Consider the following 25,382-nt stretch of genomic DNA (forward strand, 5'->3'; position numbering starts at 1 on the left):
TTAAGCTACGATATACATATTATAGCTAATTTACTATAAATCAAGTTTGGTTAAAACATTAATCTAGCTTAGCCTTATCCATTTCTTGTATTTCAACCTCAAATGTATTAGATCCAGAAGATAAAATTCCTGCCTGCACCATAAGCCTAGTACTAGATATACCTTGATCAACTAAATAATTACGTATTGATATAACTCTTTTTAATGATGCACTCCGGGTTTCTGCATCTTGTTCTTTCTCTGCTTTAATATAGCCTATAATCTTTAATATCTTGGAATTATCATCATGTAAATCTCGCGCAATTATATTAAGCTTTTTTTCTACATCTTTTAATAACTTTGTCCCACCATCAAAATTAATATTATAAATCTTATCCCCCTGATCAACTGCGCTCTCTTCCTTAGGCATAGATTGGTTTTCTAATAATGTTTTTTTAGGTAAATCTGAGGGAACAGGTATAGGCGGCACCACTGGCGGGGCTGGAGGCACTGGAGGCGTTGGTATTACTGGAGAAACTGGCTTAATAGAAGAATTTTCATTTATCTGTCCGTTTTGAGGTAATACATTTTGCTTATTTTCAGAATCTTTAACCAACATTTTACTATTTGATTGAGGTTGTACAGAATTATTATTTTCAGGTAACATTACAGGTTTTACAATATTTGGTACCACAGGAGAATTTTGTATTTCTGTTTTAGGTAAATCTTGAGTTTTCTTCCCTTGCTCGGATACAACTTCTACAGGGGTTACTATCGTCATTGGTAAAACTTTTTCATCTTGTTTAGACTGTGCTACTGACTCTGTATGAAGATCCTCTGTAGGTTTAGGTACAGACTGCTTTGCTTTGGGTAAGACAGTACCGTACTTTATATCCTTAGCTACATATTTTTCCATATTATTATGATGCTTATTTTTTTCATATTTTCTATTTTCTATTTTATCATACACTTGATCTTTACAAACTATTGGAAATGCCATGTCTTTCCTGTAAAGAGGGCTATCTTGATTTAATACCTCTAAATGCAATTCAACATCAGGCTTATTATATCCCATATCTTTGTATTCAAAAGCCCATGCAGCATTAAAAATAGATACCATAAAATAAGTATATAGTACTACATTCAATAATAACTTTTTCATAATTAGCTTTTCCTCCTACCAGCAAGCAATTCTTGCTATTATAGACCCCAAATTTTATAACATTCAAGTCTTATTTGCTCATTATCGACTCAAAACTTTTATATAAACTATTATTAGTTGCTATAACATTATGCCCTATATTACAAAATTCTCCTCCAGCTTCGCGTAACAATAGAATACCAGCCATAATATTACATGACTCATCTTTGTCTATTGCTATATCATAACGCCCAGCAGCAACATATGCTAAATTTAAACCCACACTTCCCGTAACACGTATTGATATATTATGCTTTATAAAATCGTTCAGCTTATTTACCATAGTTTGTTCTATATTATTTATAGCTAAAACAGAATTATCAAAATTTTCTCTATTAGATACTCGTAACTTATACCTACCTCGAGTAGTATCCATATGTTTTTCTAACCACGCACCTTGGCCTTTCTCTGCAAAATATGTTTCTCCAAGTATTGGCATATCTATCACTGATGCTATTACTTCCTTATTATTAGAGGTAACTTTTTCTAAAGCTATTGAAATACAGAAAAATGGAGACGCATGCAAGAAATTTACTCGCCCATCTAAAGCATTAATTATCCACTGAAACTCACATTTTTCATCATGTATAATTTGTCTATCATGCAATAGAACATTATATGAAGGGCGAGCTCGCTTTAATTCTTCTACAATTATCTTTTCTGCATTTATGGCAGCAATATCAACAAATTTATCTGTACCTTTTCTTGATACCTGTAATTGATTTACTTCTCCGAAATCTCTTAGCAAGCGTCTAGACGCTTTGCGCGTAGCTCCTATCATTACATTTATATTAGCAGTGTAATTATTCATTATTTAGCTCGTTCAACATATGTAAGGTCTGAAGTTTTTACAATAATTTTTGTACCACTTTCAATAAATGGAGGCACCATAATACGTAATCCATTTTCTAATTTAGCAGGTTTATATGAAGATGAAACTGTTTGACCTTTAATAACACTATCTGCTTCTATTACAGTAAGAATTACAGTATCAGGTAATATAACGTTCAATGCTTTTTCGTCATGACTTTCAATAACCACTTCCATACCTTCCTTTAGAAATGCTACTTTTTCACCTAATATATTTTGATCTATAATTAGCTGTTCATATGTTTCTTTATCCATAAAAGTAATCTTATCATCTTCCGTGTAAAGATATGTATATTCTTTTTGATCCAAACGTACTTTTTCTACTTCCTCTGTAGAACGAAACCTTTCATTAATTTTTGTACCTGTCACAATTTCTTTCATTTCTACTTGAACAAACGCTCCACCTTTACCAGGCATAGCCCAGGTTGGAGTTTTACTTACTATATATAATTTGCCTTTATATTCCAAAATATTTCCAGCTTTTATATCATTTGCAATTATTCTCATGAATTATTTCCTCTATAAATTTCTATAATTTTATTTAACATTTCCAATGCATCTTTACGGCTACGCTGAAAACTATTACGACCTATAATAGATCCACTACCTCCACCATGATAAATTTCCTGAATTTCTTTATATAAATCATCAACATTCTTATTTACACCGCCAGAAAACACTACTAAACGCTTACCATTAAAACAGGCTTGTTTAATATGCTTAATTCTATTTTGTAAACTATTTAAATCCATATTTTCATATATTTTTTTAGCTTCTATTTGTTCAATATATGCAGTAGGAGGTTTTACTTTAATAATATGCGCACCTATTAAAGCTGCAATATGGGCAGCGTAAGCACATACATCTATTGCCGTTTCACCTTCCTTGGATAAATCACCACCACGCGGATATGACCATACTACAGTGGCCAACCCATAAGATTTAGCTTCAGCAATAAGCTCTTTGGCTTCTTCAATCATATCAAAAGCTGCCCCAGAGCCAGGATAAATAGTTAAGCCAATAGCAGAGCACCCTAAATGCAAAGCATCTTTTACAGTAGCCGTAATCGCCTGATTAGGTATATTATCCCTTGGAACTAATGAATTAGAGCTATTTAATTTTAATATAGTTGGTATATATCCAGCAAAATTTGAAGCTCCAGCTGCAAGCATACCAAAAGGTGCTGCATAAGCACTTAAACCAGCTTCTATAGCTAATTTATAATGATAATAAGGATCATAAGCGTCTTCATTTACAGCAAAACTACGCCCTGGACCATGCTCAAAACCCTGATCAACAGGCAATATTAATAATCGACCTGTACCACCTAATTTGCCCTGCAATAATATTCTACTTAAATTTGTTTTTACTCCCGGACTATCGCTCTCATAATGATCTAAAATGTTTTTTATTGTTTGATTTAATTCCATATTGTGTGTTCCTCTAAATAGTAAACTTTACCTTTTTATCTAATGAATAACATTATCTAATTTAGAATTTTACTTTATTATATACTTTTATAATATATCCTTATCTATATAATACATTTAACAACATAATCAAATACTTTACTTCATATTCTAAAAACAGAATTAAATTTTAATCTTATTAACTTATTTATCTTATCTTAATATATAAAATTTCTAATCGTATTATAAGCGTTTTCTTAATTTTTAAATTATTTTTAGAAATACAATAATTGACATATAAATTTATTAAGTATTTACTATTTAATTATTATAGTAATTAAATAAATATTTATGGAGATATTAATATGTTAAATAATAACTTAAACAATACCAACTTCTTATATCTGCATACTCCAAAACAACCTGGCTATTTTTCTGAAATAGATTTAAATGAACACGAAAATAGCTATCAACCTCAAGTTCTATTGGTAAATTTAACTTTACCATATATACAAAATTCTTCTTATAATAATGACTATACTTGATAATTCGTGTAATATAAGTCTAAACGCAAATAATACGACCAATATACAAGTTATATATTATAATAACTCATTATATAGTCAAATTAATCAAAATGTGATTTGTAAGTCTAGTTTTACCTATGGCACAGAACAAGAAGTAGATACACGTACTATATCTTACTTGAATAATGCATTTAATTATGTTGAAAATTATATATGTCCTGGTCATGTTGATGAATATAACAAATATTGCTCTATAGAAGGCAATTCTAGCTATAGTTATATAAGTAATGTACTTGCTTCAGTTTCACATTCTATATGCCCAGTGCAATACGATATTACTGCCAATGCTTTACATAATGATACTTATATTCAAGATGTGTCTAATCTGGACAATACAACATGCCTAAATAATTCTAGTCACCATATAGCATGGTTAGAAGCTGCTGCAATTCAACTTACAAATTTCATTATAATTTACAGGAATTTTAATTTACTTGAAACATACATATACAAAATTAAATTCTCCCTCACCTCTCAGCCCAGTAGAACAAAACCTACTTAAGGCATTTGGATACGCACTTATGCATCCCATACCATCTGATATATCTCAAGACCAAAATGCACCACAAGATAATATATATGAAAATATTCCTAATACAATCTATGAAAATATTCCACCTGCAGGTATAATACTTACACCAGCAGAGGCATAAGTTTATAAATATTTAATTATAACATTTTGCACAATGCTCTATCGATTCACCTGTATGCTTTAAATCATCCGTAGTTAGAATTTTTTGACAAACTTTACACAGCATACTATGAATAGGGTTTAGTTCTGCATCTACAGCCACTCTATCATCAAAAACAAAACAATCTCCTTGCCATTTACCACTTACATTCTTTGTATCTTGAAAATACTGTAAAATTCCACCTTTTAAATGATATACTTCTTGAAATCCTCTTTCCTTGAGGTAAGCAGTGGATTTCTCGCATCTAATTCCACCCGTACAATACATTGCTATTTTAGCATCTTTAGCTCCTGCAATATTATTTTCTATCCATATAGGAAGCTCCGTAAAAGTACGCGTTTTAGGATTAATAGCACCTTCAAATATACCCAGTGCAACTTCATAATTATTACGAGTGTCTATTGTGATAACATCTTTACGTGAAATAAATTCATCCCAATCTTTAGGTTCTATATATTGCCCATTTTCTTTCATATTTAATTCACCAGCCTTCATTCTTACGATTTCCTGTTTTAACTTAACTTTCATACGCAAAAATGGATGATCTTTTACATAATTTTCTTTTAAAAAAGAATTATATACGTTAACCCCTATATTATTTTGTAAATAATCATATAAGTGAGTAACATTTTTTCTGGTCCCAGAAATAGATGCGTTTATACCTTCAAGCGCGAGTAATATTGTACCTTTTAATTCATTAGCACGGCAAAACTCTAATAATGGCCATTTCCACTCTTGATATGAATCAAGATTAGTAAATTTATAAAAGCTACTCACAACCATATCACTCATATCTACCACCTATTTTTCTATATTATTGTTCAATGTCTTCATCCAAAATTGTACAGCTAGCTGAAATATTTTCTTGCATAATTTTATCGTATATTTCTTTACGCAAAATTGCTGTTTCACTGGGAAAAGAGCAACCCAATTTTATTGTTTTGCCTTTTATCTCTATAATTTTGATTTCAATTTCATTATTAATGATAATTGCTTCACCTATTTTTCTAGTAATATATAACATAATAACTACATGTAATTGATCATTATTTTCTGTACTATAACCTTATATGTCATAAGAGCCAAGATTAATTTCAACCGTTTTTACCAATTTTTAATAAATATATGCAATATTCATTATTTGTTTCAATTGATAAAGGGATAATAGCTTGTTAAATTTAGCACATATTATGAATTTTTATGGAACTAGGCATCAAGTTTTAAGCGATAACATTTCACGAGTAAACATGCCTAAAGAAAAGGCTTTCGATTTACCATCTCTGACTTCCGCTACCATGCATAAAAAGCTACCTATGATGGTAACTGAAACTGGGCATATGGCTGGTAATAAAAGCTCACAAAATTTTAAAATTATTCCTATGCCAGATGCCCAAGAATTGACTATGAATGGTAATAATATAAATTTAGAACAACAAACCACTAAACTTGCAGAAAATTCAACAGATTATACTTTAGTTGCAAATATGTATAAAAGGATAAAGGCGTTAAGGAAACTACCATTCTCGAGTAATGTATGAGAAAATTATACCATCTAATATTACTTATTTTATTTCCTAATATTCTTTTTGCTGCAGATCCTTTATTAACCTCTATCCAAGTTTCAGCTTCTGCATTAAAAGCTCAAAGTGCTAGATTAAAAGTAATAGCTCAAAATATTGCAAATGAAGAATCAACAAGCACTACTCAAGGCAAAAATCCTTATCGTAGAAAAACTATTGAATTTAAAAGTAAATTTGATCGCCAGCTCAATGCATCAAAAGTTGTAGTATCTAAATATGGACATGATTACTCAGATTTTAAAAAGATTTTTAATCCTTCACATCCAGCCGCTGACCGAGATGGATACGTACTATATCCTAATGTTTCAAAGATTATTGAAAATGCCGATGCGAAGGAAGCCCAAAGAAGTTATGAAGCTAATTTGGGTACAATTGAAATTTCCAAATCAATGGTGGATAAAACTTTAGATATTCTTAGATAAACAATTTACAGGTTATAAATATGACTGCTAACTTTATAAATGCGACCACTGCCTATAATAAAATTTCTGCCATTAAGCCTTCTTTATCACCTATGAATAGTGAATTACCTAACACAAATAAAGAATTTAATCAGATATTCCAATCTACATTAAATAATCATAATAAAATAGTAAAAGAAGGAATTATCCCTTCCGCAATTTTATACTCTTCCAATACATCTAATAATGATGGTATCATGACCTCTTTAATATCTGTATTTGATAATTTACGTCATAAATTAGAAAAATCTGAAAAAGTGACTAATAAGGCAGCCCTGAAGAAAGCAAACTTAACTGATTTAGTCACAACTGTAAGTGAAGCAGAATTACAATTACAAGAAATTGTATATATACGAGATAAATTAGTAGGTATATATAAAGAAATCATGTCTATGCAGATTTAATTATGGAAACAAATTTACTATTAGATATTTCCAAAGAAGCTATGTTTGTATTATTAAAAGTATCTTTACCAGTTTTAATTATACCGCTGATTGTAGGATTAATTGTATCACTTTTTCAGGCTCTCACACAAATTCAAGAAAACGCCCTTGCTTTTGTACCTAAAATAATAGCTGTAGCTTTTTCTTTAATTATTTTTATGCCCTATATATTAGAAAATTTACAAACATTAGTCTTACATATAAATCAATTAATTATTACTACTAGCTAATATATTATAATTGTAATAATTATTAATAAACAATTTATTATGCTTGACTGCCATAAAATTACCTTTATAATAAAATACTTAAAATAAAACTTATTTAGGAACTACATTCGTGAGTAATTGTCACTTAATATTTTATCATATTTTTGCCATTCTTTACTGGCTCCGCTAGTCGCGGATCAGGTCATTTTTTTCACATATTATTACATTCATATTTATTTTAATTTTATTCTGTAGGAGAAAGTTATGTACTCTTCACGTATAGTAGCATGGTCAGTATGGTTTATTATAGTCAATTAAGTTGAGAATGGCATAGAGAAGCCATAATCAATAGCATCGCTAAGGTTATTAAAATTAGTAATGATAGGTTTGATTTTAGCTTTTAAATGAGCCCAATATTTTTCAATTGGGTTGAGATCAGGAGAGTAAAGTGGTAAGAATAAAAGTTTACAGCCTATATCTTCTATTAAATTCCTAGTTCTAGCTGACTTATGGAACGTTGCATTATCAAGTATTACAACTTGACCAAATCTTAGTTCGGGCACCAAACACTGACTAACCCACTCGTTAAAAACTTCTGTATTACATGTGCCCTTGAAACACATTGGCGCAATAATTTTCTTCCCAACCTTACCTGCAATAAAGCTTTCTCAATCATGTTTTTTACCTGAGATATCACCATAAACTTTACTTCCTCTGAGACTGTATCCCCAAGAATAGTACAAATAGCTATCAATTCCACTCTCATCAATATAAACTATATCTTCCGCTTTATAGTTTGCGATAGCTGCCAAAAATAATTGCCGTTTTGCTTCATCCCGTTCACGATAGAGTGTGGTCTTTTTTTTCGTGTGATCCCCAAAGTCTTGAATGCCAAACAGATAGCAGCTGTAGACACATTAAAAACCTTTGCAAAATCAGATAATAGCCAATTGCTGTTTTTAGACACCTCGTTTAATAATTTGATTGGATCAAGCTTCTTCCATGGCTTAGCTGCTCGTGTGGCTGCTAAATTCCCGGATTTCGATCTCGATAACCATCTATAAATTGTTCTTTCACCTATGCCAAAAATTCTTGCAGCTTCTTCTCTGGTATAACCTTTATTAACATAGTGAATTACTTTTTTACGTAAATCTAAGGAATATGCCATTGCTTCTACTGTTTTGGGTTTATGAGCTTTTTAATATATCATATATCATGTCTTTATCAACTTAATTTACTATATATCGATATTCTATGCATATCAATATATTTTAAGAATCATACCAAATGTTATGATGCATGATTTAATGAATCAATTCAATATAAGTACCACAGTTTTTGGCCAATTTTCAGGCATATACTATATTGGATATGCTTTGATGCATTTACCTATTGCTTTTTTACTTGATCGGTATGGTACAAAACTTGTAATGACTATATGTATATTGTTAACTGTTATAGGATTATTACCTATTATATTTACTAACAATTGGACCCTATTGTTATTAGGAAGAGTTATTATAGGTATAGGATCTTCAGCTGCAATACTTGGTATATTAAAAATTGTTCGTCTAGCATTTGATGAAAAAATGTTTACCTCTATGTTAAGCGCTGCTGTTGTTATAGGGCTTATAGGTGGAATATATGGTAATGGACCTATTCTTTATATGTGTAGTGCACTAGGATATAAAGCAGTAATAGAAATTTTTGCTTTAATAGGTATAATACTTGCTTTCATTACTTATATATTGATACCAAAAGAAAAGCCATACACCAAGGAACAAAGTATCATAGATAATATAAAATCTATTTTTGCTAATTATAAGGTAGTTGCAATATGTTGTTGTGGTGGACTTATGATAGGTCCACTTGAAGGTTTTTCTGATGCTTGGGGTAATGCCTTTTTAACAAACATATATAACTTAGAAGCGAGTACTACTAGCTACCTATTATCAATGATATTTATAGGTATGTTTGTTGGCTTACCGTTACTTAGTTATATTGCCGATAAAACACAAAGTTATTTAGCATCTTCTATCACTGCTGGAGCTTGTATGTTAGCTGTTTTTGGTGCTATATTATCTAAAAGCCTATCCGTAAATGGTATTGCTATAGGATTATTACTTGTTGGAGCTTGTTCAGCTTATCAGAGCCTAATCATTTATAAAGCTTCAACCTATGTTACAGAACATCTCAAAGGTTTAACTAATGGTATAGCTAATATGATAATGATGAGCTTTGGATATGGATTTCATAGCTGTATTGGCGCTGTTACTAACATGTATAGTGCAAGCAGCCATAATTTGATATATGGCGTTAGTATAATACCTATAGCTTTATTTATAGGTGTTATAGGATTATTATTACTTGCACTTCAAGAAAGAAGGATATTAGTAGCAAGTTCTGTATCATAAAACTATAAACTATATAACCTAGAAAAATATTTTTCTAGGTTATATAGAAATAGGTCTGACTAATATGGGACTGTTAACAAAGCCTTTATTAGCAATCTTTTGACCTAATTTTATGGTATATTAAGTTGTACTTGGAACGAGGAGCGATAGAGCGAAGCCTCAATTGGTAGGAGAGCTTTGAATTAACCCTCGTTCTGGATTCAAATCAATTTACTATACCATTTCATTTAAATTATACACCTAGTACATTTGTGATGAACTATAGTAATTTTAGCCAAACATAGTTAAGTCAAATAAAAATACTATACTAGTATGAGCGAGGAAACAGATAGAGCTAAACCTAAAAATATAATAAAAATTAGGTCAAAAGATTGCTAATAAAGGCTTTGTTAACAGTCCCAATAGGGTCATGCTATTTCTTTGTAGCAATATGGTCACTATCAGAATATCCCAATTTGATGAAAATATATACAAAACTGTTTTATTAAGAATATTTCAGAGGAGATACAGAAGTTTATAGCATAAAACTACCCCCTAAAAATAAGAGGTAGTTTTTTATAACAAATTTTAAAGGGCAGCTTTAGCTTGCTCTACCACACTCTTAAAAGCCTCAGGCTCACGTACAGCTAAATCTGCTAATACTTTACGGTCCATTGTAATACCAGATTTATTGATACCATCTATAAAACGGGAATACACTAATCCATATTCACGAACAGCTGCATTAATACGCTGTATCCAAAGCGCACGGAAATCACGCTTACGATTTCTACGATCTCTATAAGCATACCTTAAAGCCTTTTCAACTTTTTCAATTGCAATTCTATAGCAATTCTTAGAACGGCCTCTATAACCTTTAGCTAATTTTAATATTTTTTTATGACGAGCACTTTTAGTTACCCCACGTTTTACACGAGCCATATTTTATCCTCCATAGGGAATAAAATTATTTTTAATGATAGCAGCATCACTAGCACATAAAATAGTAGTACCCCTTTGATTACGTATATGCCTTTTTGATCTCTTGACCATACCATGACGTTTTCCAGCCTGAGCACTTCTTACCTTACCAGAAGCAGTAAGAGAAAATCTCTTTTTTACTCCACTTTTTGTTTTCATTTTAGGCATTTTTATCCCTTATAACAAACATTTTAATTCAGCGTAATACTTTATAAACAAAAATTAAATAAAATTCAAGTAAGAGTTTTATAATATATGCGAATATTTTTTATAAAAATTTTTTAAAAATCGAGTACGCGCTAAAAAATCATTCATATCAAAACATCCTTCATCTTGCAAATAATATTTTATACCAGGAACGATTAAATTACTTCCATGGTTGAGCAGCTGGGTTTCTATAATTTGATTATAACTCTTAAGTACAGCATTATGGACAATGTCATACATTGCTAGAAATGTTGTACTACGACCTTTTCCTGCTGCGCAGTGAAAATGTATTATCGATTTAGAGTTCTTCACTAATTTTACAAATTTTTCTACTACATCGCTAGAAGGATGTTTATGATCAAGTACAGGTAACCTTACATATTCTATACCTAAAGATTCTACCAATTGCTTCTCAGTATGCACCGAATATATTGGAAATTTAATAGCTTCTTCAGTATCTTGTTTATAGAGGGTTATAGTATTAAATTGCTTAATTTCTTCTACTAATTTATTTTCTTGATTAACAATTTCCTCAAGCGTTTTATTAATATTTCCCCAGTTGCATTTGGTTTTAACATGAACAGCCTGACCATTAATAAATAAATGAGTTTCTTGTCTTAAATCTATAATAATAAATTTTTTATTTTTATAATATTTTTTTAATGCCAGTAAAGATTCATAAGAAAATTGTGCACTTGCTGAAACATTATCTATATAACGAAATTTTTCTGGTAACCCTTGAGCAAGATTCTTGGAACTCAGAATCAACTCCCTAGCATCACTTTTCTTGATAAAAGTCATAATTACTATAATTAAAAATATTACTCTCACTCTATACCAAAAATCTTCAAAATAAAATTATATTCCTTAGCAACATCACGATAATAACCAAATCTACCAGATGCTCCTTTATGTCCAGCATCCATCTTTGTTTCTAATAATAATAAATTAGTATCTTGTTTCATTTCTCGTAATTTTGCTACCCACTTAGCGGCTTCCCAATAAGTTACTCTAGGATCGCTTATACCACATGTTACATACATTGCAGGATAGGACTGCGTTTTAACATTATCATAAGGAGAATAAGATTTAATATACTCATAGTAGGCTAAATCTTTAGGATTGCCCCATTCTTTAAACTCTCCTGGCGTTAATGGAAGATTTTCATCATACATAGTATTTAAGACATCCACAAAAGGTACATGCATAATAACTGCCTTATATAAATCTGGCCACTCATTAGCACACACACCCATAAGCATTCCACCAGCACTACCACCAGCTATTACTATATTTTGTTTATGACTGTAATTATGTTTAATCAAATGTTCAGTTACATCTATAAAGTCACTAAAGCTATTCTTTTTATTAAGTAACTTACCAGCTTCATACCAATCATATCCCATATCATCGCCTCCACGTATATGGGCTATTGCATATACAAATCCCCTATCTAATAGTGACAGTCTCTGCGTACTAAAATTAGGAGATATTGATATACCATATGATCCATACCCATATAGATAGAGAGGATTACTACCATCTTTTTTAAATAATTCCTTTTTATACACTAAAGATATTGGTATCTTAGTACCATCTTGTGCAACAGCAAAAATTCTTTCTGATTTATATAAATCCTTATTATAACCACCCAGCACTTCTTGCTCTTTTAAAACAGTAATAGAATCTGTAGCAAAATCATATTCCATCACTGAACTTGGCGTATTTAAAGATGAATAACCATATCTTAATGCTGTGGCATCATAAGTCGTAAACATTATTCCTGCATCATACGTTGGATCCTTAAAAGCAATGGCTTTTTCATTTCTAGTATGCATATCTATAATTTTTATTTGATCTAATCCTTCTTGTATAAATTCAATAGCCACATATCCTTTATATAAGGCAAAGCCAGTTAAATAAATTTTAGGATTAAATGGTATAAGTTCTTGCCAAGTATTTTGTTTGAAATCTGTATTATTATTTGTTATCAATCTAAAATTTTTACCATGATCATTGATACGCAGATAAAATAACTCATTACCATGATCTACCTCATATAGCTGGTCATCTTTCCTTGCTAATATCAATTTAGGAGTCATGGTTTTATCATTCATCTTGATAAACCAAGTTTCATTACTATCTGCACTATGCGTATCAATAAAAATATATTCTTTGTCAGAAGATCTACCCACACTAACAGAAAAACGTGTATCTTCTTCTTTAAAAATCAATTTATCTGTAGTAGTATCTGTACCTAATTTATGATAATATATTTCTTGTGAACGCCACTGCTCATTAAGTTTCTCATAAAAGAATCCTATGCCATTTTCATGCCATACTATATTTCCAGTTGTATTGATAATAGTATCATTTAAAAATTTATGATCACTTAAATTTTTTAGTACAATGGTATACCGCTCTGCACCAATTATATCTGTAGAATAAGCTAGCTTCTTATGATCAGGAGTAACGGCAGCTCCTCCAAGATTAAAATATTCTAGTCCCTTGGCTAATTCATTTGCATCTAGCAGAACTTCCTCTGCAGCATCTAATGTCTCTTTTTTACGACATATTATAGAATGGTTTGAATCTTTTTCAGTCTTACTATAGTAAAAATAATTATCTTTCTTAACTGCTACACTAACATCATCTAATTTAATCCTAGAAGTAATTTCTTCAAACAAACTATCTTCACGTTTTTTATAGGGTTTCATTACATATGAGGTATATAAATTTTCCTGCTCAATATAATTTAATATTCTACTATTACTTACATCTGGCCAATTTGCATCTCTTAACCAATAATAATTATCCACTACTTTTTCATTATGATAATTATAAATATGAGGGATTTTTTTAGGAATTGGAGGGAATATTTTATTTTCTTCTTGAGCAAATTTAGCGATAACTTGCTGTTCTGTTATATTATTAATAGCCATAAGGTACCCTTGATCATAATCCATAACATTCTCTATATACATAAAAATCTTATTTTATACTACTAACGTCAAAAAATTACAATAAAAGTAATAAAATTATCAAAAAAACTCTAGATTAGTTCGTGACTATCTGCTATAAGAGGCTTGTATTGCACTGTTCCTCGGTAGCTCAGTGGTAGAGCAAGCGGCTGTTAACCGCTTGGTCGCTGGTTCGAATCCGGCCCGGGGAGCCATAATATCATATACCAAATCTACATCTGATATCTTTAGCTAAGTTTTAATAATAAGTTACAATCGCTGCTATACGTTATTATTTTTGGAGTTAAGCCTCTGCCCATACTATAGTAAATTGATTTGAACTTACGAACGCAATTAGCTCAAAACTCCTAGTCCCGAATACAACTTAATTAATATATTTATCAACCATTTATATTTCTAGTGAAGAGTTTTAAATGGCAATTGATATAACTTCATTCTTAAGTAATTGCTGCTTTATACTCTGTCCCCACCGATAACCAGAAATCATTCCATTACTTTTAATAACACGATGACAGGGAATAATAATTGCCAAAAGATTTGAAGCACAAGCATTGGCCGCAGCCCTTATAGCCATAGGATTACCAGCTCTTCTTGCCAATTCTTTATAGCTAATTGTTTCTCCTACTGGAATTTCTTGCAACATTTTCCATATTTTTTGCTGAAATTCTGTACCGTTAATTTCCATTTCTACATTTAGCTTAGTTGTAGGATTGGCAATCAAAGATATTATTTGATTAGCAACGTTTTGAAGAGCCTGATCACTATTATTAAGAATTATTTTAGAAAATTTATTTTGTAAGCTAGAAACTAACAATGAAATATTATTCCCTATAAACACGGCACACACCCCTTTGTTACTTTGTGCCACAAGAACAAATCCTAAAATAGATTCTTTAATTATATATTGTATTATTCGATTATTATCCATTACCACTTCTCTTTAAAGCTTAAAACGTCTCTTTAGTTTTTCTTTTATATGCTCTGCAACAAAACCAGAAACATCTCCACCTAAACGATATACTTCTTTTACAATACGTGATGAAACAAAATGCGTTTTTTCAGAAGCAGGTAAAAATATAGTCTGAATATGACTAGCAAGCTTAGAATTCATACAAGACATTTGGAATTCATATTCAAAATCAGAAATAGCTCTTAGCCCTCTAACAATGACAGAAGCTCCTTGCTGAGTGGCAAAATCTACAAGCAATCCACTAAAACTTTTAACTTGTACAGAAGACATATCAATAGTTGAAACTTGTACCATTTCTACTCTTTCGTCTGGCATAAATAGCGGCATCTTAGTACCATCTATTGCAACAGCTATAATAAGTTTATCTACTACCTTTAAGGCTCGTGATATAATATCCATATGACCATAAGTAATAGGATCAAACGTACCTGGATAAATGCCTATTTTCTCCGACATATTTACTACACTCTTTATCACTATTCTTCTTGGTCTTCTGGAATTTGTACTGCAGATACTACTACTTCTTCAGTACCAGTTCTAAAAATAGCTACACCTTGAGTACTTCTACCCGCAATTCTAACATCTGATACTGCACATCTAATTAAAGTTCCTTTATTGCTGATTAATATCATTTCAGCAGAACGAGTTATAGGGAAACTTGCTATAACTTTACCATTACGTTCTGAAGTAATAATATTTAATATACCTTTACCCCCTCTATTAGTAACTCTATACTCATAAGCAGAGGTCCTTTTACCAAAACCATTTTCAGTAACAGTCAAAATGAACTCCTCTCTTTGGGCCATTTCACGGATTTTTTCTGATGATAAATTAAGTTTTAATTCTTGTAATCTTAACTGATGCATCATTTCTAAAGGCTCTGATATATTTGCTAAGGCAATACGCACCTCTACTGGTATTTTCAAAAACTCTTCTCTAGTTTCCATAGGTTCTTCTGCACCATGTAAAACTGACATAGAAATCACCAAATCATTTTTACCTAGCATCATACCTCTTACACCATCCGATGTTCTGCTCTTAAATACACGTACAGCATCAACAGGGAATCTTAAACATTTTCCTTCTTTACTAGCTAATAAAATATGATCTTCTTCTTTACAAACAACAGCAGATATTAACTTATCGTCTTCATCTAATCTAATAGCTATTTTACCATTAGACTGAATACTTTGGAAATCAGCTAAACTATTTCTACGAACATTTCCCTTAGATGTAGCAAACATTATATTCAATTGACCCCATTGCTCTTCATCTTCAGGTAATGGCATAAGGTTAGTAATTACTTCTTTTTCAGCTAAAGGAAAAATATTAACTAGAGCACGTCCTTTAGTTTGAGGATTACCCAGAACTAATTTATGTACTTTTAGTTTATAAACTTTCCCTAAATTAGAAAAAAACAACATTGGAGTATGAGTATTTGCAACAAATAATTCAATGATTGCATCTTCCTCATGCATATTAACACCAGATCTACCTTTTCCTCCACGTTTTTGAGCACGGTATGTAGAGAGAGGTACACGTTTAATATAACCACCCATAGTAACAGTTACAACCATATCCTCTTTAGGAATCAAATCTTCCATATCATATTCATATTCAGCTTCCTGTATTTCTGTACGACGGTTAGTTGCATACTTGTTTTTAATCTCTATAAGCTCAGAGTTCAATATAGATAACAACATACTCCTTGAAGATAAAATCTCTCTAAAATACACTATATCATCAGCAAGTTTTTGCAATTCTTGTGAAATTTTTTCATACTCTAAGCCCGTTAATCTTTGTAATCTCATTTCCAAAATTGCTTTTGCTTGTTCTTCTGTAAAATAACATTTATTATCACGCAATATATTACTACCATCACCTACTAATTCTATTAAAGAACGTACTTTATCTGCCTCCCAACTACGCTCCATCAACCTTTCTTTGGCTATTTGTGGATCAGGAGCAGCCTTAATCATAGCTACAATTTCATCTATGTTAGATACTGCTATAGACAATCCTATTAACAGATGTGCACGACTTTGAGCCTTAACTAATAAAAATCTAGTACGACGTGTTATAACTTCTTCTCTAAATTTTACAAAAGCAGTAATAATAGCACGTAAATTCATTACACGCGGTTGGTTATTATATAAGGCAAGCATATTCACGCCAAAGGAAGTCTGTAAAGGAGTATAGTTATATAATTGATTTAATATAACTTCAGCAATTACATCCTTTTTTAGTTCTATTACAACTCTTACTCCAGATTTATTTGATTCATCTCTTAGATCACTAATTCCTTCTATTCTCTTCTCACGCACTAATTCCGCTATACGTTCTATCATTTTTGCTTTATTAACCTGGAAAGGTATTTCTGTAATAATGATAGAAGGCCTATTTTCTCTAGTTTCTTCAATATGAGCTTTACCCCTAATTAGAATTGAGCCTCGTCCAGTTCTTAACGCAGATTTAATACCTGCTTTGCCTAAAATAATTCCTCCCGTAGGAAAATCCGGACCATGCACAACCTCCATTAATTCTTCATCTGTGACTTGATGATTATTTATATATAAACAACAAGCATCTATAACTTCACCCAAATTATGGCTAGGAATATTAGTAGCCATACCTACAGCAATTCCTCCTGAACCATTTACCAAAAGGTTAGGAAACTTAGCAGGTAATACAGTTGGTTCACGCTCAGACCCATCATAATTATCTCTAAAATCGACTGTATTTTTATCTAAATCATCTAATAAGAAATGTGATACTTCTGCTAATCTTGATTCTGTATAACGCATAGCCGCTGCTGGGTCACCATCCATAGAACCAAAATTACCTTGTCCATCAATTAAGGGCAGCCTTAGAGAAAATTCCTGTGCCATACGTACTAAAGCATCATAAATAGCAGCATCTCCGTGTGGATGGTATTTACCTATTACATCACCCACTGTACGTGCTGATTTACGAAAAGGTCGATTTGAATAACAACCTGATTCAAACATAGAATATAAAATACGCCTATGTACCGGTTTTAACCCATCACAAACATCTGGAATTGCTCTACTTATGATTACACTCATAGCGTAATCCAGATAACTTTGTTTCATTTCGTCTTCGATTGAAACAGGTAATAATTCAGATTTAAGAAGATTTATATTACTATTCATTTAACTAATTATTGGAGTTACACTTAATTATATATAACAATAAGAACAAAACTTATTTTACACTACACAACCATAATAATGGATTTTAATTTATCTGCAAATCATATTATGCTTAATTTTATAATTAAAATAAACCAATATAAATCTTAGAATCATTTTCTACAAATATACCACAATCTAAACACATATTTCATTATAGTTTTTAGCATTTTAAATATACCTTTTTAACAGCTAGATTTTATCTTATGTTTCCATTAGCTATTTATAAGTTCATTACCATCAGATCAGTATTCTGACTGTACATAAATTTATGTTTAGATAATTATCATAAACACTTTAAAAATTATTTCTTAATGATATAATATTCTACTTTTAATTATAGATTATAAAAATAAATATTCTAATCTCTATTTATCACTAAAATTTCTGCCTTAAAATTACTATAGTAAAAACATTTGAATTTGCGTACTCAGTTAGCTCTTCCCTCTCCTACTATTTCGAGGATTCGCTCTATCTAAGCTAAGTAATCAATATTCAACTTTTAAATCATGAGTATTTAAAAAAATTTATCAACAGAAATTATATTGATTAAAAATATAAAAAGAGTATACAAAATTTTGATTGCCTTCAGATAAAGTGGGCTTTTATTGAAGGCATTTTTGATGCATTAAAAAACTTTTAATACCAGTAATTATATAAATCTATCAATTTATTTCTTATAAATTTCTTATCCAGAGACAGCGATAATTTAGATCAATAAAAACTGCTTGTAAAATTCTTTATTTCATTTAGGTAGCGTCGTCATGAGATAAGTATTGAAATTTATTTAAAAAAATCCTAATAAAGAAATAATAATAGGATTGTAAGTAATGAAAACAGAATCTCACAGAAGACAGGATTTAAAAGATGTTGTATGGTCAAGAATAGAAACACATTTACCAGGTAAATGAGGAGGTATAGCCAAAAACAATCGTTTATTTATTAATGCTGTTTTATGGATATTCCGTACAGGTGCCACCCCCTGGCAAGATTTACCTGCTGATTATGGAGATTGGAAGAATACTCATCGAAGATTTTGCAGGTGGAGAGATAAGGGTATCTGGGAATCTATATTAGAAAAATTAATAGATGAACCAGATTATGAATGGTGGATGATAGATTCAACTTTTATCAAGACTCATCATCATGCATCGGGAGCAAGAGGCGTAAATCAGAAAATGAACCGGACAAAAGGGGGATCAACACCAAAGTACATATGGCCGTGGATGCGAATGGTATACCGGTTAGAATTATTGTTACAGAAAGTTCCCGAGCTGATTGCTCAGAAGCTTTTGAATTAACCAAAGAAATAAAGGCAGAATATCTCATTGCTGATAAAGCGTATGATACTAATCGAATTGTAGAATCTGCAGAATTAATTAACTGTAAAGTAGTTATACCGTCAAGAAAAAATCGTAAAGTTCAAAGAAATATTGATAATTATTTATACCTATTGCGTCATATTATAGAAAATACTGTTCTTGAATTTATAGTCAATTAAGTTGAGAATGGCATAGAGAAGCCATAATCAATAGCATCGCTAAGGTTATTAAAATTAGTAATGATAGGTTTGATTTTAGCTTTTAAATGAGCCCAATATTTTTCAATTGGGTTGAGATCAGGAGAGTAAAGTGGTAAGAATAAAAGTTTACAGCCTATATCTTCTATTAAATTCCTAGTTCTAGCTGACTTATGGAACGTTGCATTATCAAGTATTACAACTTGACCAAATCTTAGTTCGGGCACCAAACACTGACTAACCCACTCGTTAAAAACTTCTGTATTACATGTGCCCTTGAAACACATTGGCGCAATAATTTTCTTCCCAACCTTACCTGCAATAAAGCTTTCTCAATCATGTTTTTTACCTGAGATATCACCATAAACTTTACTTCCTCTGAGACTGTATCCCCAAGAATAGTACAAATAGCTATCAATTCCACTCTCATCAATATAAACTATATCTTCCGCTTTATAGTTTGCGATAGCTGCCAAAAATAATTGCCGTTTTGCTTCATCCCGTTCACGATAGAGTGTGGTCTTTTTTTTCGTGTGATCCCCAAAGTCTTGAATGCCAAACAGATAGCAGCTGTAGACACATTAAAAACCTTTGCAAAATCAGATAATAGCCAATTGCTGTTTTTAGACACCTCGTTTAATAATTTGATTGGATCAAGCTTCTTCCATGTCTTAGCTGCTCGTGTGGCTGCTAAATTCCCGGATTTCGATCTCGATAACCATCTATAAATTGTTCTTTCACCTATGCCAAAAATTCTTGCAGCTTCTTCTCTGGTATAACCTTTATTAACATAGTGAATTACTTTTTTACGTAAATCTAAGGAATATGCCATTGCTTCTACTGTTTTGGGTTTATGAGCTTTTTAATATATCATATATCATGTCTTTATCAACTTAATTTACTATAAAAGGGGAAGAGGAATCTCTACTCGCTGTAAACACTGAAAATCTTTTCAAGCTGCCCTTACTTTAAAAGCTATTATTATGTGGGCCAAAATCTCATGACGACACTATGTAGTCAAAAGTGTTAATAATGGTAAAGTAGGAAAAGTAGCTATTATTGCTTGTATGCGTAAATTTCTTATCATATTAAATGCTAAGCTATACAGGACTAATCTTGGCTTAGAAATTTTTTAATTCCCACCGTTATCAACACCTTTGAGTAGAAGTAATTGTAGATATTTTTAGGCTTTCTATAGCTATGTCTTTTGTGACATAATATTATAAATTTTAAATTATTTTGTTGCCAATGATTTTTATAAAATACGCTGACTATAGAGATTTTCTAATTAGCTTTTTATGAGAAATATTTATTTTTCTATTATTATCTAAAATTGATAAATAATTTTCTAATATTATTTTTTGCTCTAATCATGATAATTCCTTTTTTTATATTAAAAGCCAAATTATCTATCATTTTTTAACCTGAAACTAAATTCTAATCACCTAAGAATTATAAAAATATAGAATGCACCTAGTTAATATAAACCTCTAAAAACAAAATTATTTCAGAGGTCTATTTTAACGCTATACAGCCTCAACCGTATCTTGATTCTTTTGCTTATTTTGTACTACTTCATTATCTCGACTATAAGCAATTTTACGCATTTTATTTATATAAAATCCTGTACCAGCTGGTATTAGACGACCTACCAATACGTTTTCCTTTAATCCCAATAATTTATCACGCTTTCCAGCAACAGCCGCTTCTGTTAAAACTCTTGTAGTTTCTTGGAACGAAGCCGCCGAAATAAACGATCTAGTATGTAAAGAAGCTTTAGTAATACCTTGTAATACTGGTATGGCTACCGCAGGCTTAAATTTCTGAGCTATTGCTTTTTGATTAATTTCATCAAACTCTTCTCTATCAACCTGCTCACCTATTAATAAAGTAGTTTCCCCAGAATCCACAATTTCTACTTTTTGCAGCATCTGTCTAAGTATAACTTCAATATGCTTATCATCTATTTTTACACCTTGTAAACGATAAACTTGTTGAATTTCAGATACCATATAACGAGATAAAGCTTCTATTCCCATTACTCTTAAAATATCATGAGGAACCGGACTACCATCCATTAATAAATCACCTTTTCGTACATAATCGCCTTCATTAACAGTAATATGCTTACCCTTAGGAATTAAATATTCCATTGGTTCTCCTTCACCATTATTAGACTTTATTATAATACGACGTTTAGATTTATAGTCCTTACCAAACTCAACTGTTCCCTCTATTTCGCTTATAATAGAATGATCTTTTGGTTTTCTAGCTTCAAATAATTCAGCTACCCTTGGCAAACCACCTGTAATATCTCTAGTTTTAGTGGATTCTCTAGGGATACGAGCTATTACATCACCTGCATGTACCAAAGCCCCATCTTCAATATTTAAAATTGCATTTACTGGCAAGAAATAACGCGCTTCTAGCCCATTAGCTAAAATTAACATCTCACCATTTTTATCTACTAAAGCTATTCTTGGCCTCAACTCTGCACCACGGCTTTGTTGCTTCCAATCAATAATAACTTTATTTGATATACCAGTGGTTTCATCCATTTGTTCTTTTACAGATATATTTTCTACTAAATCTCTATATTGTATAATACCCGCACGTTCGGTAATAATAGGTATAGTATAAGGATCCCATTCCGCTAATTTAATACCCTTATTTACAACGCTCCCTTCATCTACTAACAATTTAGCGCCATATGGAACTTTATGCCTTGCACGTTCATGCCCTTTATTATCAACAAGTATTAATTCACAAGAACGACTCATCACGATATTACGCCCTTGGCTATCGGTAACTATATTACGATTTATTAATACAACCTTAGAATCATGCGAAGCGTCTATGCCCGATACTTCTGCACCTTTAGTCGCAGCACCACCTATATGGAAAGTTCTCATTGTAAGCTGAGTACCAGGCTCACCAATAGACTGTGCTGCTATAACACCAACAGCTTCACCTATACTTACTAATAACCCTGTAGCTAAATCACGTCCATAGCATAGAGAACATACACCTTCTTTGGACTGACATGTTAATACTGATCTTATTTTGACTGACTCAATACCAGCGGTATCTATTTTTTCTACTACACTTTCGTCTATTAAACTACCTGCTCTTACAATAATTTCATTACTCATTGGATGACGTACTTCTATTGAAGACACTCTCCCTAAAATCGCTTCTGATAAAGGTACAATAACTTCACCACCTTCTATACTAGCCTTAGCTATAATACCTTCTTGCGTACCACAATCATGATGAGTTACCACACAATTTAATGATACATCTACTAAACGCCTAGTTAAATATCCTGAATTAGCTGTCTTAAGAGCTGTATCTGCCAACCCCTTACGTGCACCATGAGTAGAATTAAAATATTCTAAAACAGTTAAACCCTCTTTAAAATTTGATATAATAGGCGTCTCAATAATTTCACCAGAAGGTTTAGCCATCAATCCACGCATACCTGCCAATTGTTTAATCTGAGGAGCAGAACCCCTAGCACCAGAATGCGCCATCATATATATAGAATTAACCTTCTCACTACCTTTCAATGAATGATTTTGTTTGATAGCAGATATACCTTTCATCATATCATCAGCTATACGATCAGTACAGCGCGACCAGGCATCTATCACCTTATTGTATTTCTCACCAGAAGTAATCAATCCTTCAGAATATTGCTTTTCAAACTGCGTTACCTCTTCCAAAGTATGATTAATATGTTTATGCTTATTCTGAGGTACCACCATATCATCTTTACCAAATGATATCCCAGCCTTACATGCATAAGAAAAACCTAATGACATTAAACGATCAGCAAAAATCACTGTTTGCTTTTGACCACAATGACGGAATACTACATCAATTAAATTTGATATTTCTTTTTTGGTTAAGACTTTATTGATCAAATCAAAACCTATATTATTATCTGGCAATAATTCAGCTACTATCATCCTACCAGGAGTAGTATCCACTAGTACCACCTCTTCTTTACCACCTATATTTTTAATTTTACGTCTACATTTTATTTTACTATGCAATGTTATAGCTTTTACAAATAAAGCATGATGAATTTCATTAATGCCTGTGAATAACATACCACTACCAGGCTCATCCTCTAAAGACAAAGTTAAATAATATAGACCAAGCACTATATCTTGTGAAGGAACAATAATAGGCTTACCATTAGAGGGACTTAAAATGTTATTTGTAGACATCATTAAAACTCGTGATTCTAACTGAGCTTCAATTGACAAAGGTACGTGCACCGCCATTTGATCTCCATCAAAATCTGCATTAAATGCAGCACAAACCAAAGGGTGTAATTGTATAGCTTTCCCCTCAATTAACACAGGTTCAAAAGCTTGTATACCTAGTCTATGTAAGGTGGGAGCCCTATTAAGTAAAACCGGATGTTCACGTATAACTTCTTCTAATATATCCCATACTTCTGGACGTTCACTTTCAACCATTTTTTTAGCAGTTTTTAAAGTAGTAGACATCCCATATAATTCTAATTTAGCATATATAAAAGGTTTAAACAACTCTAAAGCCATTTTTTTAGGTAGACCACATTGATGTAATTTTAACTCTGGCCCTACCACAATAACAGAACGTCCAGAATAATCCACTCTTTTACCCAAAAGATTTTGTCTAAATCTACCCTGTTTACCTTTCAACATATCACTAAGAGATTTAAAGGCTCTTCGATTTGCATTCTTTACCGCTCTTCCTCTACGCCCATTATCAAACAAAGCATCTACCGCTTCCTGTAACATGCGCTTTTCGTTACGTATTATTATATCTGGAGCCTTTAATTCTATTAATCTTTTTAATCTATTATTACGATTAATCACACGCCTATATAGCTCATTTAAATCTGAAGTAGCAAAACGTCCACCGTCTAACATCACTAATGGACGTAATTCTGGAGGTATAACAGGAATTACTGTCATAACCATCCACTCAGGCTTATTATTAGAATCTATAAAATCTTCTACTAATTTTAATCTTTTAACAATTTTTTTACTACGAGCTTCTGAATTAACTTCAGATAATTGTTTACGTAAATCCCATTTAAGCTTCTCAAGATCAATATTAGATAACATAGATTGTATAGCTTCTGCGCCAGTCAAAGCAGTAAAACTATCTTCTCCATACTCGTCTTGCGCTTTAACATATTGCTCCTCAGTAAGCATTTCTCCATTAGAAAAGGGAGAAAGACCAGGATCAGTAATTATATAAGCTTCAAAATACAAAATCCGCTCTAAATCTTTTAGAGCTATATCAAATAATATCCCTATACGAGAAGGAAGAGATCTTAAAAACCATATATGTACTACAGGTGCTGCTAACTCTATGTGTCCCATTCTTTCACGACGTACTTTTGAAGCAGTAACTTCAACACCACATTTTTCACATATAACTCCACGATATTTCATACGTTTGTATTTACCACACAAACATTCATAATCCTTAATTGGACCGAATGTTCTGGCACAAAATAAACCATCACGCTCAGGTTTAAAAGTGCGGTAATTAATAGTTTCAGGACGTTTTATTTCGCCATAACTCCACGCTCTTATGTCCTCAGGACTGGCTATGGATATACCTATAGTATTAAACTGCTCAACACTATTTACATTATTACCTACAAAGTTAATGCTCATT

At 31.6% G+C, this 25,382-nt stretch carries 27 protein-coding genes and 1 tRNA gene; 10 read left to right on the forward strand and 18 right to left on the reverse strand.

Features of this window, described 5'->3' with window-relative positions:
- Positions 1–58 precede the first annotated feature (58 nt).
- From NOVO_02495 to fbaB, 4 genes are all read right to left on the reverse strand, one after another.
- Complete coding sequence (locus tag NOVO_02495) at positions 59–1,141, reverse strand: OmpA family protein (GenBank protein ID AIL64893.1); 1,083 nt, start codon at positions 1,139–1,141, stop codon at positions 59–61.
- 70 nt (positions 1,142–1,211) lie between these two features.
- The gene (suhB, locus tag NOVO_02500) at positions 1,212–1,991 is read right to left on the reverse strand and encodes an Inositol-1-monophosphatase (protein AIL64894.1); all 780 of its coding nucleotides are present in this window, start codon (positions 1,989–1,991) and stop codon (positions 1,212–1,214) included.
- Positions 1,991–2,557: an Elongation factor P gene (gene efp, locus NOVO_02505; protein ID AIL64895.1), complete on the reverse strand. Its 567-nt coding sequence runs from the start codon at positions 2,555–2,557 to the stop codon at positions 1,991–1,993. Before efp ends, suhB begins: the two co-directional genes overlap by 1 nt.
- Positions 2,554–3,480: a Fructose-bisphosphate aldolase class 1 gene (gene fbaB, locus NOVO_02510; protein ID AIL64896.1), complete on the reverse strand. Its 927-nt coding sequence runs from the start codon at positions 3,478–3,480 to the stop codon at positions 2,554–2,556. The genes efp and fbaB overlap by 4 nt, the downstream gene beginning before the upstream one ends.
- Positions 3,481–3,824: 344 nt before the next feature.
- On the opposite strand from fbaB, the gene NOVO_02515 reads away from it, so the two are divergent.
- Genes NOVO_02515 through NOVO_02525 form a run of 3 tightly spaced genes read left to right on the forward strand, consistent with a single transcriptional unit; the run spans position 3,825 to position 4,699 of the window.
- The gene (locus NOVO_02515; GenBank protein AIL64897.1) at positions 3,825–4,004 is read left to right on the forward strand and encodes a hypothetical protein; all 180 of its coding nucleotides are present in this window, start codon (positions 3,825–3,827) and stop codon (positions 4,002–4,004) included.
- Positions 3,991–4,548 carry a hypothetical protein gene (locus NOVO_02520; GenBank protein ID AIL64898.1) on the forward strand — a complete coding sequence of 186 codons (558 nt, stop codon included), beginning with the start codon at positions 3,991–3,993 and terminating at the stop codon, positions 4,546–4,548. The genes NOVO_02515 and NOVO_02520 overlap by 14 nt, the downstream gene beginning before the upstream one ends.
- A 19-nt stretch (positions 4,549–4,567) precedes the next feature.
- Positions 4,568–4,699, forward strand: a complete 132-nt coding sequence (locus tag NOVO_02525) for a hypothetical protein (protein AIL64899.1) — start codon at positions 4,568–4,570, stop codon at positions 4,697–4,699.
- 12 nt (positions 4,700–4,711) lie between these two features.
- Here the strand turns inward: NOVO_02525 and NOVO_02530 are convergent, their stop codons facing one another.
- Positions 4,712–5,530, reverse strand: a complete 819-nt coding sequence (locus NOVO_02530; GenBank protein AIL64900.1) for a putative rhodanese-related sulfurtransferase — start codon at positions 5,528–5,530, stop codon at positions 4,712–4,714.
- A gap of 22 nt (positions 5,531–5,552) precedes the next feature.
- Positions 5,553–5,762, reverse strand: a complete 210-nt coding sequence (locus NOVO_02535) for a hypothetical protein (protein AIL64901.1) — start codon at positions 5,760–5,762, stop codon at positions 5,553–5,555.
- 166 nt (positions 5,763–5,928) lie between these two features.
- On the opposite strand from NOVO_02535, the gene NOVO_02540 reads away from it, so the two are divergent.
- Genes NOVO_02540 through fliQ form a run of 4 tightly spaced genes read left to right on the forward strand, consistent with a single transcriptional unit; the run spans position 5,929 to position 7,452 of the window.
- Entirely contained in the window at positions 5,929–6,276 is a 348-nt protein-coding gene (locus tag NOVO_02540) for a Flagellar basal body rod protein FlgB (protein ID AIL64902.1), read from the forward strand.
- Entirely contained in the window at positions 6,273–6,740 is a 468-nt protein-coding gene (gene flgC / locus NOVO_02545; protein AIL64903.1) for a Flagellar basal-body rod protein FlgC, read from the forward strand. The genes NOVO_02540 and flgC overlap by 4 nt, the downstream gene beginning before the upstream one ends.
- A 20-nt stretch (positions 6,741–6,760) precedes the next feature.
- Positions 6,761–7,183, forward strand: coding sequence for a Flagellar hook-basal body protein FliE (locus NOVO_02550; GenBank protein ID AIL64904.1), 423 nt, complete (start codon positions 6,761–6,763; stop codon positions 7,181–7,183).
- Positions 7,184–7,185: 2 nt separating this feature from the next.
- Complete coding sequence (gene fliQ, locus NOVO_02555; GenBank protein ID AIL64905.1) at positions 7,186–7,452, forward strand: Flagellar biosynthetic protein FliQ; 267 nt, start codon at positions 7,186–7,188, stop codon at positions 7,450–7,452.
- A 293-nt stretch (positions 7,453–7,745) separates the two neighbouring features.
- Here the strand turns inward: fliQ and NOVO_02560 are convergent, their stop codons facing one another.
- Together NOVO_02560 and NOVO_02565 are read right to left on the reverse strand one after the other, a co-directional pair.
- Positions 7,746–8,054, reverse strand: a complete 309-nt coding sequence (locus NOVO_02560) for a hypothetical protein (protein AIL64906.1) — start codon at positions 8,052–8,054, stop codon at positions 7,746–7,748.
- Between the two features lie 152 nt (positions 8,055–8,206).
- The gene (locus tag NOVO_02565; GenBank protein ID AIL64907.1) at positions 8,207–8,599 is read right to left on the reverse strand and encodes a Transposase; all 393 of its coding nucleotides are present in this window, start codon (positions 8,597–8,599) and stop codon (positions 8,207–8,209) included.
- 124 nt (positions 8,600–8,723) lie between these two features.
- Between NOVO_02565 and NOVO_02570 the strand changes: the two genes are divergently transcribed.
- Entirely contained in the window at positions 8,724–9,845 is a 1,122-nt protein-coding gene (locus NOVO_02570; protein AIL64908.1) for a Major Facilitator Superfamily protein, read from the forward strand.
- A gap of 567 nt (positions 9,846–10,412) precedes the next feature.
- Here NOVO_02570 and rplT read toward each other — a convergent pair.
- The 4 genes from rplT to ptrB all read right to left on the reverse strand — a co-directional run bounded on the left by rplT (position 10,413) and on the right by ptrB (position 13,978).
- A complete protein-coding gene (gene rplT, locus NOVO_02575) occupies positions 10,413–10,766 on the reverse strand; it encodes a Ribosomal protein L20 (protein ID AIL64909.1) in 354 nt (117 codons plus the stop codon).
- 3 nt (positions 10,767–10,769) lie between these two features.
- On the reverse strand, positions 10,770–10,973 hold the full coding sequence (rpmI, locus tag NOVO_02580; GenBank protein ID AIL64910.1) for a Ribosomal protein L35: 204 nt from the start codon (positions 10,971–10,973) through the stop codon (positions 10,770–10,772).
- A gap of 78 nt (positions 10,974–11,051) precedes the next feature.
- Entirely contained in the window at positions 11,052–11,813 is a 762-nt protein-coding gene (gene hopD2 / locus NOVO_02585; protein ID AIL64911.1) for an Effector protein hopD2, read from the reverse strand.
- Between the two features lie 26 nt (positions 11,814–11,839).
- On the reverse strand, positions 11,840–13,978 hold the full coding sequence (gene ptrB, locus NOVO_02590) for a Protease 2 (GenBank protein ID AIL64912.1): 2,139 nt from the start codon (positions 13,976–13,978) through the stop codon (positions 11,840–11,842).
- A gap of 134 nt (positions 13,979–14,112) precedes the next feature.
- On the opposite strand from ptrB, the gene NOVO_02595 reads away from it, so the two are divergent.
- Positions 14,113–14,187: transfer RNA gene (locus tag NOVO_02595), tRNA-Asn, on the forward strand.
- A 215-nt stretch (positions 14,188–14,402) separates the two neighbouring features.
- On the opposite strand, the gene ada is transcribed toward NOVO_02595, so the two are convergent.
- Genes ada through gyrA form a run of 3 tightly spaced genes read right to left on the reverse strand, consistent with a single transcriptional unit; the run spans position 14,403 to position 18,136 of the window.
- On the reverse strand, positions 14,403–14,921 hold the full coding sequence (gene ada / locus NOVO_02600; protein AIL64913.1) for a Regulatory protein of adaptative response: 519 nt from the start codon (positions 14,919–14,921) through the stop codon (positions 14,403–14,405).
- Between the two features lie 12 nt (positions 14,922–14,933).
- Complete coding sequence (coaD, locus tag NOVO_02605) at positions 14,934–15,419, reverse strand: Phosphopantetheine adenylyltransferase (GenBank protein AIL64914.1); 486 nt, start codon at positions 15,417–15,419, stop codon at positions 14,934–14,936.
- 20 nt (positions 15,420–15,439) lie between these two features.
- Positions 15,440–18,136, reverse strand: a complete 2,697-nt coding sequence (gene gyrA, locus NOVO_02610; GenBank protein AIL64915.1) for a DNA gyrase subunit A — start codon at positions 18,134–18,136, stop codon at positions 15,440–15,442.
- Between the two features lie 1,144 nt (positions 18,137–19,280).
- Between gyrA and NOVO_02615 the strand changes: the two genes are divergently transcribed.
- Positions 19,281–19,676, forward strand: coding sequence for a Transposase (locus tag NOVO_02615; protein AIL64916.1), 396 nt, complete (start codon positions 19,281–19,283; stop codon positions 19,674–19,676).
- On the opposite strand, the gene NOVO_02620 is transcribed toward NOVO_02615, so the two are convergent.
- The 3 genes from NOVO_02620 to rpoC form a co-directional block, all read right to left on the reverse strand.
- Entirely contained in the window at positions 19,673–19,981 is a 309-nt protein-coding gene (locus NOVO_02620; protein ID AIL64917.1) for a hypothetical protein, read from the reverse strand. The genes NOVO_02615 and NOVO_02620 overlap by 4 nt on opposite strands.
- 152 nt (positions 19,982–20,133) lie before the next feature.
- Positions 20,134–20,526, reverse strand: a complete 393-nt coding sequence (locus NOVO_02625) for a Transposase (GenBank protein AIL64918.2) — start codon at positions 20,524–20,526, stop codon at positions 20,134–20,136.
- A gap of 694 nt (positions 20,527–21,220) precedes the next feature.
- Positions 21,221–25,381, reverse strand: a complete 4,161-nt coding sequence (gene rpoC, locus NOVO_02630; protein AIL64919.1) for a DNA-directed RNA polymerase subunit beta' — start codon at positions 25,379–25,381, stop codon at positions 21,221–21,223.
- Position 25,382: the final 1 nt, after the last annotated feature.

This window comes from Rickettsiales bacterium Ac37b, assembly GCA_000746585.2.
GTDB lineage: Bacteria > Pseudomonadota > Alphaproteobacteria > Rickettsiales > Arcanibacteraceae > Ac37b.